At 70.9% G+C, this 17250-nt stretch carries 15 protein-coding genes; 7 read left to right on the plus strand and 8 right to left on the minus strand.

From position 1 onward, the window contains the following. Positions 1-70: 70 nt before the first annotated feature. Positions 71-952, minus strand: coding sequence for a LysR family transcriptional regulator ArgP (locus tag RR3_RS24195; protein ID WP_040273548.1), 882 nt, complete (start codon positions 950-952; stop codon positions 71-73). Between the two features lie 72 nt (positions 953-1024). Here RR3_RS24195 and RR3_RS24200 point away from each other — a divergent pair, with 72 nt between their 5' ends. Further along, the gene (locus RR3_RS24200) at positions 1025-1624 is read left to right on the plus strand and encodes a LysE/ArgO family amino acid transporter (RefSeq protein WP_040273550.1); all 600 of its coding nucleotides are present in this window, start codon (positions 1025-1027) and stop codon (positions 1622-1624) included. A gap of 13 nt (positions 1625-1637) precedes the next feature. Here the strand turns inward: RR3_RS24200 and RR3_RS24205 are convergent, their stop codons facing one another. Beyond that, on the minus strand, positions 1638-2054 hold the full coding sequence (locus RR3_RS24205) for a pyridoxamine 5'-phosphate oxidase family protein (RefSeq protein WP_017681602.1): 417 nt from the start codon (positions 2052-2054) through the stop codon (positions 1638-1640). A 153-nt stretch (positions 2055-2207) separates the two neighbouring features. On the opposite strand from RR3_RS24205, the gene RR3_RS24210 reads away from it, so the two are divergent. Further along, positions 2208-4931 (plus strand): cation-translocating P-type ATPase, encoded by a 2724-nt coding sequence (locus RR3_RS24210; RefSeq protein ID WP_017681601.1) that lies wholly within the window; start codon positions 2208-2210, stop codon positions 4929-4931. 253 nt (positions 4932-5184) lie between these two features. Here the strand turns inward: RR3_RS24210 and RR3_RS24215 are convergent, their stop codons facing one another. Next, positions 5185-5709, minus strand: coding sequence for a DUF6448 family protein (locus RR3_RS24215; RefSeq protein ID WP_230831719.1), 525 nt, complete (start codon positions 5707-5709; stop codon positions 5185-5187). Positions 5710-6010: 301 nt separating this feature from the next. On the opposite strand from RR3_RS24215, the gene RR3_RS24220 reads away from it, so the two are divergent. The 3 genes from RR3_RS24220 (at position 6011) to tgt (ending at position 10092) form a co-directional block, all read left to right on the plus strand. Next, positions 6011-6913, plus strand: coding sequence for an amidohydrolase family protein (locus tag RR3_RS24220; protein WP_072786591.1), 903 nt, complete (start codon positions 6011-6013; stop codon positions 6911-6913). Positions 6914-7568: 655 nt separating this feature from the next. Further along, entirely contained in the window at positions 7569-8801 is a 1233-nt protein-coding gene (locus RR3_RS24225) for an MFS transporter (RefSeq protein ID WP_064066491.1), read from the plus strand. Positions 8802-8826: 25 nt separating this feature from the next. Next, positions 8827-10092 carry a tRNA guanosine(34) transglycosylase Tgt gene (tgt, locus tag RR3_RS24230; protein ID WP_064066490.1) on the plus strand — a complete coding sequence of 422 codons (1266 nt, stop codon included), beginning with the start codon at positions 8827-8829 and terminating at the stop codon, positions 10090-10092. A 31-nt stretch (positions 10093-10123) separates the two neighbouring features. On the opposite strand, the gene RR3_RS24235 is transcribed toward tgt, so the two are convergent. From RR3_RS24235 to RR3_RS24255, 5 genes are all read right to left on the minus strand, one after another. Further along, entirely contained in the window at positions 10124-10849 is a 726-nt protein-coding gene (locus RR3_RS24235) for a queuosine precursor transporter (RefSeq protein WP_017681596.1), read from the minus strand. A gap of 93 nt (positions 10850-10942) precedes the next feature. Then, positions 10943-11983: a V-type ATP synthase subunit I domain-containing protein gene (locus RR3_RS24240; RefSeq protein WP_072786593.1), complete on the minus strand. Its 1041-nt coding sequence runs from the start codon at positions 11981-11983 to the stop codon at positions 10943-10945. A gap of 49 nt (positions 11984-12032) precedes the next feature. Further along, the gene (locus RR3_RS24245; RefSeq protein WP_072786595.1) at positions 12033-12947 is read right to left on the minus strand and encodes a DUF2189 domain-containing protein; all 915 of its coding nucleotides are present in this window, start codon (positions 12945-12947) and stop codon (positions 12033-12035) included. Between the two features lie 146 nt (positions 12948-13093). Then, entirely contained in the window at positions 13094-14017 is a 924-nt protein-coding gene (gene gluQRS, locus RR3_RS24250) for a tRNA glutamyl-Q(34) synthetase GluQRS (RefSeq protein ID WP_017681593.1), read from the minus strand. Positions 14018-14078: 61 nt separating this feature from the next. Beyond that, positions 14079-14981 (minus strand): LysR family transcriptional regulator, encoded by a 903-nt coding sequence (locus RR3_RS24255; protein WP_010594877.1) that lies wholly within the window; start codon positions 14979-14981, stop codon positions 14079-14081. A gap of 123 nt (positions 14982-15104) precedes the next feature. Between RR3_RS24255 and RR3_RS24260 the strand changes: the two genes are divergently transcribed. Together RR3_RS24260 and RR3_RS24265 are read left to right on the plus strand one after the other, a co-directional pair. Further along, positions 15105-16490 carry an MFS transporter gene (locus RR3_RS24260; protein ID WP_010594878.1) on the plus strand — a complete coding sequence of 462 codons (1386 nt, stop codon included), beginning with the start codon at positions 15105-15107 and terminating at the stop codon, positions 16488-16490. Beyond that, on the plus strand, positions 16487-17224 hold the full coding sequence (locus RR3_RS24265; protein ID WP_017681592.1) for a 3-hydroxybutyrate dehydrogenase: 738 nt from the start codon (positions 16487-16489) through the stop codon (positions 17222-17224). Before RR3_RS24260 ends, RR3_RS24265 begins: the two co-directional genes overlap by 4 nt. The last annotated feature ends 26 nt before the right edge of the window (positions 17225-17250 follow it).

The raw sequence follows: 17250 nt of genomic DNA on the forward strand, positions 1-17250 counted from the left end.
GGGACGACGCCCGCGCTCGGTGGTCCGGTGCCGGTCTCGACGCCCGGCGGGTCCAGCGTCCATGCCATTGTCAGCGCAGTATCTCCCCGGCGGTCCGCCGGACGACGTCGGTGAGTGCGTCGAGCACCGGCGACTCGAGCCGCCAGCGCTGCCAGTACAGCGGCACGTCGAACGGGTCGTCCGCGGCGAGGAACACGAGTCCGTCGGTGTCGGTGAGCATCGGTTCCGGCAGCATGCCCCAGCCCAGGCCGAGCCGCGCGGCCTCGACGAACTCGGCGGCGCCGGGCACGTAGTGCCGCGGCGGGTCGAGGCGGCGCCGGGTGCGGCGGCGCAGGAACCGGTCCTGCAGGTCGTCCTTGCGGTCGAAGCTCAGCATGGGGGCGTGCCCGAGCGCCTCGGCGTCCGGTCCGCCGGGAAACCAGCGGTCCGCGAAGTCGACGCTCGCCATCGCGTGATACCGCATGGCGCCGAGCCTTTCGGAGACGCACCCCTGCACCGGCTCGGGCACCGACGTCACGGCGGCCATCGCGGTGCCGTCCCGCAGCCGCGCGGGGGCGTGGTACTCGTCCTCCCGGTGCACTTCGAACAGGGCGCGATGACGCTCGGGCATGCGGGCCAGGGCGCGCAGCATCCACGTCGACATCGAGTCCGCGTTCACGACGAGGGGAACGGACACGTACTCGTCCCGGCCGGCCGTGAGTCCGAGCGCCTCGGCGGTGTCCTCTTCGAGCCGCGCCACCTGCCGGGCCAGTCGCATCACGGCCTCGCCCGCGGCCGTCGCGGACACCGGCCGGGTGCGCCGCACCAGGACCCGGCCGACGTGCTGCTCGAGGGCCTTGATCCGCTGGCTCACCGCGGACGGGGTGAGGCGCAGCGCCGCGGCCGCGCCGTCGAAGGTGCCCTCGTCCAGCACCGCGGCGAAGGTCCGTAGCTGCGCGAAGTCCAGATCCACGTGAAGAAACTCTAACGGTACTGAAGAAAACTCAACTGTCCTTCATCGAGCCGGATTCCTAGCGTGGGTGGCATGCACCTCGTCGTCGTCGGATTCCTCACCGGCCTGTCGCTCATCGTCGCGATCGGTGCGCAGAACGTGTTCGTGCTGCGCCTGGCGATCGCGCGGCGGCACGTGCTGCCGGTGATCGCGGTCTGCGCCCTGTCCGACGCGGTCCTCGTCGCCGCCGGCATCGCCGGCATCGCCACGGTGCTCGACCGGGTTCCCGGCGCGCTCGGGGTGATCCGCTGGGCCGGCGCGGCGTTCCTCGTGGGCTACGGACTGCTCGCCGCGCGGCGGGCGCTGCGCCCGGCGGCCCTGACCGCCGCGGCGGGCGGTCCCGTCACCGTCGGCGCAGCGCTGGCCACCTGCCTGGCGCTGACCTGGCTCAACCCGCACGTCTACCTCGACACCGTGCTGATGCTCGGCTCCGTCGCCAACCACCACGGGGATCCGGGACGCTGGTGGTTCGGCGCCGGCGCGGTGCTGGCCAGCGTCGTGTGGTTCCTCGGGCTCGGTTACGGGGCCCGGTTGCTGCGCGGAGTGTTCGCGAGACCCGCCTCGTGGCGCGTGCTCGACGGCGGCATCGCCGTGCTCATGGTCGGCCTCGGCGTCGGCATGGTGGCGGGCTGACGCCGGGCTCGCGTCAATCCTTGACCAGCGCGAACCGGCGGCCGCTGATCTCGCTCGCGGTGACCTCGACGAAGTTGTACTTCGGAGTGGGCACCCAGGCTTGCAGCCCCAGTTCCTCGGCCTCCTGGATCTCGTTGTAACGAACCAGGTTTCGAGCTCGACCGTGCAGCACCACGCTCCAGGCCCGGTCCTGCTCCACGTGGTCGGCTTCGAAGGCCACCTCGGCGTTCAACGTCAGCTCGACCAGCTTGCTGCCCTCGGCCGTCCGGAAGTACAGCTTCCTGTCACGCACCGCGAAGTTGATCGGGAAGACGTCGGGCCGTCCGTCCGAGACCACCACGAGCCGGCCGATCCGCTCGGTGCCGAGCAACTCCCAGCTCTCCTCGTCGCTCAGGACGACGACAGGATCGTCGATGTTCGGCTCACTCATGGCTCCTCCGATCCGGCGGCGTGCGCCTCGATATCACCGCCTCCAGCACATCACGGATCCGGGCGCGGCACAGGCGGATCGTGTGTCGAATCGCGCGGCATCCGTCACATCGATAGCGTGGGAGCCGCCCGACCTCACCGAGGAGCGTGCGAGATGACCCTGGCCACCACGTGGCACACCCGCGACGCCGACGCCGTCGCGGCGGCCCTCGACGTCGACCCCGCGGTGGGACTGTCCACCGGTGAGGTCGAGGAGCGCCGGCTCGAGCACGGGCCCAACGCCCTCGTCGAGGCGGCAGCCGTGCCGGGCTGGCGCAAGGTGCTCGCCCTGCTCGCCGACCGGATGACCCTCGTCCTCGTCGCCGCCGCCGTGGTGAGCGCCGTGGTCTCACGCGAATGGGAGACCCCCGTGGTCATCCTCGCCGTCATCACCCTCAACACGGTCCTGAACTACGTGCAGGAGCGACGGGCCGAGAACAGCCTGCAGGCGCTGCGGCAGATGGCCGTCGACACCGCGCGGGTCCGCCGCGACGGCCGCGAACAGCACCTGCCGCGCACCGAACTGGTGCCCGGCGACGTCGTGCTCCTCGAGGCCGGCGACTCCGTGCCCGCCGACGGCCGGGTCGTCACGGCGGCACGGTTGCAGGTCGCCGAGTCCGCGCTCACCGGTGAGTCCCATCCCGTCGACAAGACCGTCGAACCCGTCGACGACGAGCAGGCCCCGCTGGGCGACCGCGCCGACATGCTCTTCATGAACACCGAGATCACCCGCGGGCGGGGCGCGATGGTGGTCACGGCCACCGGGATGCAGACCGAGATCGGCGCGATCGCCACCCTGCTCGGTACCGCGGGGGTGGAGAAGACCCCGTTGCAGCGCCGCATCGACCAGCTCGCCAAGACCCTCACCATCGTCGCGCTCACCGTCGTCGCCGTCGTGTTCGTGCTCGGCCTGCTGCGCGGACAGTCGTGGTCCGACCTGCTGATCACCGCCGTCTCGCTCGCCGTCGCCACCATCCCCGAGGGGCTGACCGCGGTCGTCGCGTTCACCCTCGCGATGGGGGCGTCGCGGCTCGCCGCCCGCGGCGCCATCGTCAAACGGCTCGCCGCCGTCGAGACCCTGGGCAGCACCACCCACATCGCCACCGACAAGACCGGCACCCTCACCCTCAACGAGATGACGGTGCAGCGGCTGCTGGCCCGCGGCCGCAGCTTCCGCGTCACCGGAACCGGATACGAAACCGACGGCAAGATCCTCGTCGGCGACGGGCTGCCGCCCCCGGACCTGACCGCGCCGCTGCTCGGGATGGCCCTGTGCAACGACGCCGTCGTCCGCGACGGGGTGCTCGTCGGTGATCCCACCGAGGGCGCGCTGGTGGTGCTCGCCGAGAAGGGCGGCATCGACGTCGAGGGGGCGCGGCTCGCGGTGCCGCGGCTGGCGGAGGTGCCGTTCGACTCCGCCTACAAGTACATGGCGACCTTCCACGCCCTGCCCGACGGCGGGTACCGGTGCTTCGCCAAGGGCGCTCCCGGCGCACTGCTCGACCGGGCCACCGCGATGCTCGACGGGGACGGCCCCGTCCCGCTCGACGACCGTCGCCGCGAGCGCCTCCGCTCGGCGGTGCAGTCGCTCGCCGCCGAGGGGTTGCGCACCCTGATGATCGCCGGCCGGGACCTGCACGCGGTGCCGCGGGGCGACGCGGAGGCACTGCAGCGTGCGGTGTCCGACCTGACCCTCTACGCCGTGGTCGGCATCGTCGATCCGCCGCGGACGGAGGCCGAGCGGGCCATCGAGGTGGCCCATGCCGCCGGCATCGAGGTGCACATGATCACCGGCGACCACCTCGTGACCGCGTCGGCGATCGCCGGCCGGCTGGGCATCGGTGGTGCCGCGGCCACCGGCGCCGATCTCGATGCCCTGAACGACGACGAGTTGCGCTCCCGGGCAGCAGATTTCGGGGTGCTGGCTCGCGTCGCGCCGGAGCACAAGATCCGGGTCGTCAAGGCGCTGCAGGCGAACGGCGAGGTCGTCGCCATGACCGGCGACGGCGTCAACGACGCGCCGGCCCTCGAGCAGGCCGACATCGGCGTCGCCATGGGAATCACCGGCACCGACGTGTCCAAGAGCGCGGCCGACATGATCCTCACCGACGACAACTTCGCGACCATCGTCGCCGCGGTCGAGGAAGGCCGCGGCATCTACGCCAACATCGTCAAGTTCGTGAAGTTCCAGCTGACCACGGCGTGGGGGTTCGTGCTGATCTTCCTCGTCTCCGGGGCGCTCGGACTGGCCGGGGGCGCACCGTTCACCGCCCTGCAGATCCTGTGGGTCAACATCATCATGGACGGTCCGCCGGCCCTCGCCCTCGGCGTCGACCCCACCGAGCCGGGCACCATGTCCCGGCCGCCGCGGCCGGCACACGAGCGTCTGCTCAGCCGCGACCGGCTCCGTCGCATCCTGGGGCTGGGCATCGTCATGACCGCCGGAACCGTCGCAGTGCTGCACTACGCGCCGCAGTGGTTCCCCGAGAGCGCCGGCGATCCGCTGTTCGCCACCACCCTCGCGTTCACCACGTTCGTCTTCTTCCAGGTGTTCAACCTGCTCAACGTCCGTTCGGAGCTCGGCTCGGTGTTCTCTCTGCAGACCCTCACCAACCACAGCATCTGGATCGCGCTCGTCGTGGTGGTCGTCCTGCAGGTCTGCGTGGTCCAGACGGCCTTCCTGCAGGGCTTCTTCGACACCACCGCGCTCACCTCGCAGCAATGGGCGCTCGCCGTCGGCGTCGGATCTTCGGTGCTGTGGGTGGACGAACTCGTCAAGGCCACCGGGCGGAGCCTGCGGCGCCGGCGTGGTGACGCGCACGCCCGGTCGGGCGCATAGTGGAAGTGGTGTCGCCCTCCGACGAGCACCGCAGAACGCGGAGGTGGGAACGATGGACATGGGCTTGATGCAGATGATGCACATGCTGATGATGCACATGCACCACATGCTGATGCCAGGAATGCCGATGCATCACATGATGCCGATGTGACGGCCTCACACATGCCGATGTGACGGCCTCACACATGTCGATGTGACGGCATCACATGTCGAGGTGAGGGCGTCACGGGAGGCCGTCGGGGCGGCGCCCGGATCAGCCGTGTGGGTGCCCGCCCTCGTGCGGATCCCTGTGCATGCTCTTGTAGAGGTGATGGCTGTACACCTGGAAGCCGAGCATCGCCTCGGTGTACTCCCGCCGCTCCGCGGTGGTCACGGCGTCGGCCAGGGCGACGATCCGTTCCAGGCGCGCTTGCAACTGCCGGTGCAGTTCGGCGGACAGGAAGGCGTAGAGCTTCTCGATCGAGCCGGTCTCGATCGCGCGCTCGGCCAACGGGATCACAGGGCCGACGTCGCCGCCCGCAGGCTTCACGCCGGTGAACGAGGCACCCTCGCCCGCGCGGTGCAGCCGGACCACGGTGTCGAAGAAGTAGAGATCGGCCACCTCGTGGGCGATCGGACCCTCCGCGCGCGCGGCTGTCGCCCGCTCGAACGCCGTGCGCACCTCGTCCTCGGCTTCGAGGGGAACGAACGGCAGGATCAGCTCGACGTTGTCGTCGCCCAGCGCCGCCTCGGCGGCCTTGACGACGGGGCCGTCCATGGAATCGCAATGGGGAGGCACGGAGTGCTCCTTCCGACGATCGGCGAACACGCTCGGTCCCAGGCTAGTGCCGTGGGGTGTCCGCGTCGAAGGGGTGCACGTCCGGCCGGGGCCGCGAGCGCCTCGGCGGGGTCCGGGCGGAGGCGTGCGGGTCGTTCGTGCCGGGCGAGGTCCGGGCCGGCACCGTACATACAGTACGTACGGCGTGGCGGGTCCGGGCCGCGGGGGTGGCTGCCGGGCCTCGCGCCGTCCGGCGGCCGGGTCCGTCGCCGGGATGCGAACGACGGTTGACACGGGGGCGCGCGGCGGCGAACGTGGACGCATGAGGCGACGTCCCCGCGTCGACGTGCATCAACATGTGTGGCCGGCGTCCTTCGTCGACGCCCTCCGGGCGCGCAGTGCGCCGCCCCGGCTCGACGGCTGGGTGCTGCACCTGCCGGGCGAGCCGCCGTACCGGGTCGACCCCGCAGATCATTCGGTCGCCGCGCGGACGGCCCTCGCGGTCCGGGACGGGATCGATCTGGCGCTGGTGTCGCTGTCGAGCCCGCTCGGGATCGAGGAGCTGCCCGCCGAGGAGTCCCGGCCGCTGCTCGACGCGTACCACGAAGGGGCGTTGAGCCTGCCCGACCGGTTCGGTGTGTGGGCCGCAGCCGGTCTCGCCGAACCCGACCCGGAGACGCTGCGTGAGGTCCTCGCGGCCGGCTGCGTGGGTCTGCAGCTGCCGGCGACGGCCCTGGCCGACTCGGCGGGCTTCGACCGGTGCGCGCCGCTGCTGGCGGAACTCGAGCGGGCACACAAGCCGCTGTTCGTGCACCCCGGTCCGGCCGCCGCGCCCGGCGCTCCACCGTGGTGGCCGGCGATGGTGTCGTACGTGACCCAGATGCACGCCGCCTGGTTCGCCTGGCACGAGTTCGGGTCGCGCCGGTTCCCGGCGCTGCGGGTCCTGTTCGCGATGCTCGCCGGCCTGGCCCCGCTGCATGCCGATCGGATGGCGATGCGCGGCGGTCCCGGCGGCATCCCCGGGGCCGGGGTCTATGTGGAGACGTCGTCGTACGGGCGGGAGGTCGTCGCGGCGGTGACCGCGCGTCTGGGCGAGGACCGGGTGCTGCTCGGCTCCGAGCGGCCCTACGCGCGGCCCCTGGTGCTCGGCGGTGCCGCCGGCATGCGGCTGCGGACGGACAACCCGGCGCGCTTCTTCGCGATGGTGCCTGCGCAGATCCGTTGACACGGACGATCTGTCGCCGCGCCCGGTCGTGGACGACCACCACGAAGCGTGGCTGCGTTCGTGGCTGCCGGGCGGAGCACGACCACGGCGACGACGCGGGCGCCGTCGCGGTGGCGCCGGGTCTGCTGACGGAGACCGGCGTCTGCACTCCGGGAGTCTCGGTGGGGTCGAAGTAGCGTTGTCGCGCAGGAAGATTCGTGCGGGTACGGTCCTCGGCTCCGGTGCCGATCGCGTCCACGAGGTGACGAGCGACACGAATTCTCCGGACGTCGGCATTCGCACGTGCGCGCCCGGCGAACCGGTACCGGATCGCCGGCGGGGCGCTCCGGCCGCGTGCATCCGAACGGCCGGCGCGGACCGGTGAACCCCGTCGCCTGTGCCGGTCGTGGTGGTCTCCGAAAGCAACTGCCGCAGAATGGGACTGGTTATCGCCGCTGCGGGTGCGGCGGCCGGATCGCGGCGCGAGCTGTGGACGTCGTCTCGGGCGCGGCAGGTCGTGGACCGCTCCCTCGCCGGCGCGGCTCGTGCCGGGGTGGCCGAACTCACGTCCTCCCGATTCGAGGTCGGCTCGGCGTGTGCACGAGAATGGAGACTCGGCTGGTTTCGCACGCCGACACGATCCAGCGCATCCCGCACTATTCGAAGGTTCCCGCTCATGACGACGACGGCATCCGCATGCCCACCTGCCTCCGCAGCACCGGTGGCCGCCCCCGCGGCCGCCACGACACCGGACGCCCGGCCGCGGCGGGCCCGGGCGATGTGGGCGCTCGCCCTCGGCGGATTCGGCATCGGGACCACCGAGTTCGTCGCGATGGGCCTGCTGCCCGACATCGCGACCGGCCTCGGGGTATCCGAACCCACCGCCGGGCACGTCGTGTCGGCGTACGCCGCCGGTGTCGTCGTCGGTGCGCCGTTGATCGCGGCGCTCACTGCCCGGTTGCCGCGCAAGGCGCTGCTGATCGCGCTCATGATCGCCTTCACCGTCGGCAACGCGGCGACGGTGCTCGCGCCGAGTTACGGACTGCTCGTCGCCTCCCGGTTCGTCGCCGGGCTGCCGCACGGCGCGTACTTCGGGGTCGCCGCCCTCGTCGCCGCGCATCTGGCCGGCCGCGGGCAGCGCGCCCGGGCGGTGGCGCTGGTGATGATGGGCCTGTCGGTGGCGAACGTCGTGGGCGTGCCGGTCGCGTCGTGGCTCGGCATGGCGCTGGGCTGGCGCTCCGCGTTCGCACTGGTGGCGGTGATCGGCACGGTCACCGTCGCCGCGATCGCCGCGTGGGTGCCCGCCCTGGCGATCCGCACCACCAGCGTGAGGACCGAACTCGGCGCGCTGCGGCGCGGGCAGGTGTGGATGACGCTCGCGGTCGCGATGATCGGCTTCGGCGGCGTGTTCGCCGTCTACACCTACATCAGCACCACCCTGACCGACGTCGCCGGAGTGTCGAAGGCGCTGGTCCCGGTCGCCCTGATGCTCTTCGGGCTCGGCATGGTGCTCGGCAACGTGGTCGGCGGCCGCGTCGCCGACCGGGCCCTGGTGCCGGGCATCTTCACGACCATGACGACGCTGGCGGTGCTGCTGGCCGTGTTCGTCGCGGCCGCGCACAACCCGTACACGGCCCTGGCGATGGTGTTCCTCCTCGGCGCGGGTTGCGCCGCGGTCGGGCCGGGTCTGCAGATCCGGCTCATGGACGTCGCGGAGGACGCCCAGACCCTGGCCGCGTCGCTCAACCACGCGGCGTTCAACCTCGCGAACGCGTTCGGCGCCTGGATCGGGGGCGCGGTGATCGCCGCGGGTTTCGGCTACACCGCGCCGGCCGCCGTGGGTGCGGTGCTCGCGCTCGGCGGGGTCGCCGTCCTCGCCCTCGCCGTGCGACGGCCGTCGGCGCCGTGACCGGACCTCGTGATTGGATACCGACGTGACCGACCCCAGCACCACCGCTTCCGCCGTGCCCACCCCGCCCGACCCGTTCTTCACCGTCGGTACCCGGCTCGACAACGGACTCGGACGCACCGGCACGATCCACACCCCGCACGGTGACATCCACACCCCGGCGTTCGTCGGTGTGGGTACCAAGGCGACGGTCAAGGCGGTCCTGCCCGAGGCGATGAAGGAACTCGGGGCGCAGGCGCTGCTCGCCAACGCCTACCACCTGTATCTGCAGCCCGGATCGGACATCGTCGACGAGGCCGGTGGGCTCGGGAAGTTCATGAACTGGGACGGGCCCACCTTCACCGACAGCGGCGGATTCCAGGTGATGTCCCTCGGGGTCGGCTTCAAGAAGGTCCTGGCGATGGACGCCGTGGGCGTGCAGTCCGACGACGTCATCGCCGAAGGCAAGGAGCGGCTCGCGCACGTCGACGACGACGGCGTCACCTTCAAGTCCCACCTCGACGGCTCCCGGCACCGGTTCACGCCCGAGGCGTCGATGCGCATCCAGCATCAGCTCGGCGCCGACATCATCTTCGCGTTCGACGAGCTGACCACCCTGATGAACACCCGCGGCTACCAGGAGCGGTCCGTCGAGCGGACCCAGGCGTGGGCGGTGCGGTGCATCGCCGAGCACGAGAAGCTCACGGCGCAACGCGCCCACCGTCCGTACCAGGCGCTGTTCGGGGTGGTGCAGGGTGCGCAGTACGAGGACCTGCGCCGGCAGGCGTGCCGCGGTCTCGAATCGGTCGTCGGCGAGTCGGGCCGCGGCTTCGACGGCTACGGCATCGGCGGCGCCCTCGAGAAGCAGAACCTCGGCACCATCGTCCGGTGGTGCACCGAGGAACTGCCCGAGCACAAGCCGCGGCACCTGCTCGGCATCAGCGAACCCGACGACATGTTCGTCGCGATCGAGCACGGCGTCGACACGTTCGACTGCGTGAACCCGTCCCGGGTGGCGCGCAACGCGGCCATCTACCACCCGGACGGCCGGTTCAACATCAACACCAGCCGGTTCCGCCGCGACTTCACCCCCATCGACGAGGACTGCGACTGCTACACCTGCCGCCACTACACGCGCGCGTACATCCACCACCTGTTCAAGGCCAAGGAGATGCTGGCGTCCACGTTGTGCACCATCCACAACGAGCGGTTCACGGTGCGGCTCGTCGACGACATCCGCGCCGCCGTCGACGGCGGAAACTTCGAGGAGCACAAGGCCGAGACCCTGAGCCGGTTCTACGCGCGGCGGTGAGCGAGGACCCGGCGGTCCGCGTCGGCTGCCGTCACTCGGCGTAGGTCGGCTCCCGCCGCTTCACGTACGCGATGACCGCGTAGGTGACCGGCATGACGACGATCTCGACGAGCGTCTTCCACAGGAACCCGACCACCACGTAGTTGACGAAGTCCGCCCACGTGGTGATGCCGATGACGCCGGCGGCGATCGCGCAGAAGATGAGCGTGTCGGCGAACTCGCCGACGACGGTGGAGCCGATCAGCCGAGCCCACAGGTGCTTCTCCTTGGTGATCTCCTTGATGCGCACCAGCACGTAGGAGTTGAGCAGCTGCCCGACGAGGTAACCGGCGAGACCGGCCAGCAGCAGTCGCGGCACCACCCCGAGGACGGCCTCGAACGCGGGCTGGTTCTCGTAGAAGTCGGCGGGCGGCAGCTGTTGGGCGATCCAGAAGCACAGCGCGGCCAGCGCCACCGCGCCGAAACCGTAGTACACGGCGCGTCGGGTCGCGGCGAAGCCGTAGACCTCGCTCAGGACGTCGCCGACGATGTAGGCGAGCGGAAACAGGAAGAACGCACCGTCGGTGATGATCGGCAGGACCTGTAGCGGGCCGAGCGCCCATTCGGCGTCGCCGAAGAACGCCACGCCCTTGCCGGCGGCGACGTTGGAGATGATGAGCACCGCCGTGAACAGGGCCACCAGTCCGGGGTAGTGGCTGCGGACCACGCGGGCGAAGTGCGTGTGGTCGGATTGCTGGGTCTGCACGTGCTCTGTCACCCGGCCATCCAAGCACTCGGGCGGGCGGAAGGCGAAGAACGGACGAACAGGACGCGGACCCCGGCCCGGCGGATCGGGGCCCGCGACCTGCTGTCAGGGGGCTACGCGCCCACCCGTGGCGACGCGGTAGGCGTACGCGTAGGCGATGGTGGTGACGGGCACGGTGACCAGCAGGCCCACGTAGCACAGCAGCGCGCCGACGAAGTTGATCGCGGACAGCACCAGCCACAGCAGGATCAGCTGCCCGACGTTGGCCGCGGCCGCGGACGCGCTCGACTTGATCGCCGTGACCGCGTCCTGCCGCTGGTCGATGACGAAGTGCAGCGCCCACACGGTCAGGAAGGCGACGACGATGCCACCGACGATGACGAGCGAACCGAGCAGTGTTCCCAGCGCGATGAGCAGGGACACGAGCAGGATGGGACCGAGGCTGCCGACGCGGAAGAAGTCCTTGAGCGCCGGCTTGTGACCGTCTAGCTCGTACAGGGCCCCGCGCACCCCGGCCGCCTGGACGACGAGCATGCCGATGACGAACGCGACGATCAGCACGATCATCACGGCGATCCCGACGCCCGACATGCCGGTGCTGTAGCCGTAGCGGTCCGTCGTGGTCGAGGCCATCACGACCCCGAACATCAGGGCGCCGAACACCAGGGCGGCCACGACGATCACCCCGGCGAGGCTCAGCCAGCCGCCGACGTTCTCACTGAACTTGCGCCACCCGTAGCTCAGGGCGGCGCCGATGTCGATCTGCGGGCGCGAGGAACCGAAGCCGGGCGGGTAGCCCGGAGCTCCGTAGCCGGGAGGCGGGCCGTACCCGGCGGGGCCTCCCGCCGGCGGTGACCCGTACGGCGCCCCGGGCTGCTGCGGTGCCCCGCCGTACTGGGGGCCGCCGTACTGGGGAGCACCGTACTGGGGAGCGCCGTACTGGGGAGCGCCGTACTGGGGAGCGCCGTACTGCGGTGGCGGGCCCTGCGGCGGCCCGTAGCCGGGCGGTGGCGTGCCGTAGCCCGGCCCCTGCGGTGGGTAACCCTGGGGCGGGCCGTACCCGGGCGGTGGGCCGTACGGCTGTGCGCCCGGCTGCTTGTTCGGATCCTGCGGATCGGAAGTGGGTTCGTAGCCCCCGCTGGTCATCGTGGTCCTCGTGATTCGTGACGTGCCGCTTCGTGGAACGCCGTACCCGTCAGGGTGCGACGCCGCGTCCGGTGGTCACCCGGTAGGCGTAGGTGGAAGCGATGATCGTGAGCGGGATGGTGACGAGCAGACCCAGCCCGCACGGGATCGCACCGAGGATGTTGATGCCCACCAGAGCGAGCGCCAGCAGCAGCAGCGGTCCCACATTGGACGAGATGGCCCGGAAGCTGGACTTGATCGCGTCCACCGGCTGCTCGTTCCGGTCGATGACGAACTGCAGCGTCCACCAGGTCAGGAAGATGACGATGAAGCCGGGGATGATCAGCAGGATGAAGCCGACCACGGTCATGAGCGAGACGAGCAGGCTCGCGACGACCACGGCGCCGATGTTCTCGAACTGGAAGAAGGACCCGAACGACGGGCGGTTGCCGTCGGTTTCGTGCAGCGCGCCGCGCACGTAGGCGGCCTGGATCAGGATGCTGACGAACACGCTGACGATCGCGCCGATGATGCTGAGCGCCGACAGTTCGTTCGTGTCGAAGCCGCCGAAGATCACGTTGATCACGAACTGGATCAGCGCCGCCGCGACGACGAAGGCGATCCAGACGCCCGCGTTCTGGCTGAATTTCTTCCAGCCGTAGCCGATGGCCTCGCCGACGTTGAGCTGCGTGGGGGCGCCGAATCCGCCGTACTGGCTACCGCCCGAGGGGTAGTTGCCCGGAGGGGGCGGGTAGCCGCCCTGCGGCGGGTAGTTCCCCGGCGGTGGCGGATAGCCACCGGGGGGTGGGTAGTTGCCCTGCGGAGGTGGGTAACCGCCGGCAGGCGGGTAGTTGCCCTGCGGGGGCGGGTAGTTCCCGGGCGGGGGATAGCTGCCGGGAGGGGGCCGGTAGCCGCCCTGCTGTGGGTCGGGTTCGCCGCCCTGGTTGTAGGGCTCTTTGCTGGGGTCGTAACCGCCGGTCGTCATCGGATCCTTCTCGAGGGGAGGGTGGAGCCAATCGCGTTGTCGACTGCGCACACTACGTCCGACGCGTCCGAATTGCACGATCACCGGAACTTCCGCGAGCCGGACGAGCGGCACGAAACGGACCGGTGCCGGGCGCGCGGAGGGTGTCACCAGCCGCCGTCGTACACCCACGGCTCCCGCGGGAGCCGGGCCGGATCCCATCGCTCGAGCAGCAGTCCCGATGTGACGGGTTCGTCCTTGTCCGCCAGGTCGAGCGAGACCGCGATCCGGCCCAGCACGTCGGCTGCGGTATGGCCCAGCGCCGCCTGGTCGGTGAGCGTCACCGCGCCGTCGCGTTTGGCGAGGCGCTTGCCGTGCACGTTGAGCGCCAGCGGCACGTGCGCGTACGTGGGCACGGGAAGCCCGAGCAGCGCCGCGAGGTAGGCCTGCCGGGGAGCGGAGGTCAGCAGGTCGTCGCCGCGGACCACCTGGTCGATGCCCTGGGCCGCGTCGTCGACGACGACGGCCAGGTTGTAGGCGGGAATGCCGTCGCCGCGGCGCAGCACCAGGTCGTCGACCACACCCGTGAAGTCGCCGTGCACCACGTCGTGCACGGTGAAGGTCGAGGCGCCGGACCGCAGGCGGATCGCGCCCGGCCGGCCGGATGCCCGTTTCGCTGCCCGCTCGGGTTCGGTGAGCGTGCGGCACGTGCCCGGGTAGGCGCCCTGCGGGGCGTGCGGCGCGGACGCCGCGTGCTGGATCTCGCGTCTGGTGCAGAAGCACTCGTAGGTCAGACCCGCGCGGGTGAGGCGGGCGATCGCGGCGTCGTAGAGCGGCAGCCGCCGCGACTGGTGGACGACCTCGTCGTCCCAGTCGAGGCCCAGTGCGGCGAGGTCGGCGAGTTGACGTTCCTGCGCGCCCGGCCGGACCCGGTCGAGATCCTCGACGCGGAGCAGAAACCGGCGCCCGGTGCTCCGGGCGAACAGCCATGCGAGGACCGCCGTGCGCAGGTTCCCGAGATGCAGGTCGCCCGACGGGCTCGGGGCGAACCGGCCGGCCCCTGCCCGCGCGTCCCCGGCCGAATGTGACATCTGGTCAGACTATCGACTGCGATGTCACATTCGGTCACGTGTGCGGCGGCCGGGTGGCGGGTCACGCGGCGGGGCGGCCGAGCAGGACGGAACGCTGGGCGTGCACGGTCTCGCGGATCGCGGCGACGACGGCGGCGACCTCCGGCCGGCGCAGCGTCTCCGACCGCGCCACCATCCAGTAGTTCAGCCGCGCCTCCACCTCCGCGGGCAGGATCCGCACCAGGTCGGCGTGCCGGTCGGCCATGAAGCACGGCAGCAACCCGACCCCGGCCGCGGCGCGGGTGGCCTCGACGTGGACGAACACGTTGGTCGAACTCACCGACTCGTGCATGTCCGGGGCGATGCGACGGGCCAGGTCCAGGTCGTCGACCTGCAGCATCGAGTCGATGAAGTACACCAGCGGGTGACGGCCCAGTTCGCGCACCGTCGTGGGAGCGCCGTGCTCGTCGACGTAGGCCCGTGCCGCGTACAGGCCGAGGGTGTAGTCGGCCAGCCGGTGCGCCTCGGCCCGATGCACCTGGGGGCGTCCCACCACCACCTCGAGGTCGAGTCCGGACCGCTGCTGCGACGCGCGACGGGTGGCCGCGACGATCTCCACCGCGACGCCCGGGTGCCGTCGCCGCACCAGCGCGCCGGCCGGCGCCGCGATGTACGCGCTGAAACCGTCGGTGGCCGAGACCCGCACGACACCCTCGAGGCCGCGGTCCCCGCCGGGACCGGCCAGTCCGGACACGGCGGCCTCGATCCGCTCGGCCGCGGCGAGTGCCGAGCGGCCGAGCTCGGTGAGTTCCCAGCCGCCCGACGCGCGGGCCAGCACGCGCCCGCCGAGGCTCTTCTCGAGCGCCGCGATGCGACGGGCGATGGTGGTGTGGTTGACGCCGAGGTCCTCGGCGGCAGTCGTGAAGCGACCGGTGCGGCCGACGGCCAGCAGAACCAGCAGGTCATCGGCCGACGGCGCGCTCATATGTGCATTCTTGCAGATCCGCTCTGCGGATCGCGTCATTGTGCATGCAGATCTGCGCATCGATACTCGGCACATGCCTTCAGAAGTGTTGCCCGTCACAGTCGGATCGAGGAGGACGAATCCATGAGTGTCGAACAGTCGCGGCCCGGCGGCCGCGCACCGGACGAGACCCCCACTTCGGGTCTGCGCAAGGTCGTCGGCGCCTCGATGGCCGGCACCGTCGTCGAGTGGTACGAATTCTTCCTCTACGGCACCGCCGCCACCCTGGTGTTCTCCAAGGTCTTCTTCCCCGACAACGGCAACGAACTCGACGCGATCATCGCGGCGTTCGTCACATACGCCGTCGGTTTCGTCGCACGGCCCCTCGGCGGCGTCGTGTTCGGGCACTTCGGTGACAAGTTCGGCCGCAAGAAGCTGCTGCAGACCAGTCTCGTGCTCGTCGGCGTCGCCACCTTCCTCATGGGCTGCCTGCCCACCTTCGGCGCCATCGGCTACTGGGCGCCCGCGCTGCTCGTCACGCTGCGCTTCGTGCAGGGCTTCGCCGTGGGTGGCGAGTGGGGCGGCGCGGTGCTGCTCGTCGCCGAGCACAGCCCGGACCGTTCCCGCGGCTTCTGGGCCTCGTGGCCGCAGGCCGGCGTCCCGATGGGCAACCTCGTCGCCACCGTCGTGCTGCTGGTCCTGACCACGACGCTGTCCGACGCGGCGTTCCTCTCGTGGGGCTGGCGCATCGCGTTCTGGCTGTCGGCGGTCATCGTCCTGGTCGGCTACTACATCCGCACCAAGGTCACCGACGCACCGATCTTCCTCGAGGCTCAGCGTGAGGCCGAGCAGCTGAAGTCCAGCTCGTACAGCGTCGTCGAGGTCGTCAAGCGCTACCCGCGCGGTGTGTTCACCGCCATGGGCCTGCGTTTCGCCGAGAACGTCATGTACTACCTCGTCGTCACCTTCTCGATCACGTACCTCAAGGTGGTCGTCGGCGCGGACACCGCCACCATCCTGTGGTGGATGCTCGCCGCGCACGCCGTGCACTTCGCGATCATCCCCGTCGTCGGGCGCCTGTCCGACACCTTCGGCCGCCGCCCGGTGTACATGGTCGGGGCCGTCACCGCCGGCACCTGGGGCTTCTTCGCCTTCCCCATGATGGACAGCGGCCACAACGCCCTGGTGATGTCCGCCATCGTCATCGGCCTGGTGTTCCACGCGTTCATGTACGCCGGTCAGCCCGCGATCATGGCCGAGATGTTCCCGACCCGGATGCGCTACGCGGGTGTCTCGCTCGGCTACCAGGTGACCTCCATCGTCGCCGGCTCGCTCGCACCGATCATCGCGACCGCCCTGCTCAGCCGCTACGGCAGCGCCGTCCCCATCGCGGTCTACCTGGCCGTGGCGTCGGTGGTGACGATCATCGCCGTCGTCGCCGCCCGGGAGACCAAGGGGATCAGCCTGCGCGACGTCGACGCCGCGGACGTGCGGGCCGTCGACGCCGAGAAGACGGCGGTGCCCGCATGAGTGCCCGCACCGCACTGGTCACCGGCGGAGCGAGCGGCATCGGCGCCGCCTGTGCCCGGGAACTCGCCGCCCGCGGCGTGCACGTCACCGTCGCCGACGTCGACGAGGTGGCCGCCAAGACCCTCGCCCACGACATCGGGGGACGGGCGTGGGGGGTGGACCTGCTCGACACCGACCAGCTCGACGGGCTCCGGCTCGAGGTGGACATCCTCGTCAACAACGCCGGCATCCAGGTCGTCCGGCCGATCGAGGAATTCGCGCTCACCGATTTCCGCCGAATCCAGACGCTCATGGTGGAAGCGCCGTTCCTGCTCGTGAAGGCGGCCCTGCCGCACATGTACGAGCGCGGCTTCGGGCGCATCGTCAACGTGTCGTCGGTGCACGGCCTGCGGGCGTCGGCCTTCAAGTCCGCGTACGTCACCGCCAAGCACGGCCTCGAGGGACTGTCGAAGGTCACGGCCGTCGAGGGCGGCCCGCACGGCGTCACCAGCAACTGCGTCAACCCCGGCTATGTGCGAACCCCGCTGGTGGAGAAGCAGATCGGTGATCAGGCCCGGGTGCACGGCATCGACGAGGAGCGGGTGCTCGCCGACGTGCTGCTCACCGAACCCGCGATCAAGCGGCTCGTCGAACCCGAGGAGGTGGCCTCCCTCGTCGCGTGGCTGGCGTCGGACGACGCCGGCATGGTCACCGGCGCGTCCTACACGATGGACGGCGGCTGGACCGCACGCTGACCCACCCCCTGGGTGCGTGGGTGTGT

This window comes from Rhodococcus ruber NBRC 15591 (assembly GCF_001894945.1).
GTDB lineage: Bacteria > Actinomycetota > Actinomycetes > Mycobacteriales > Mycobacteriaceae > Rhodococcus > Rhodococcus ruber.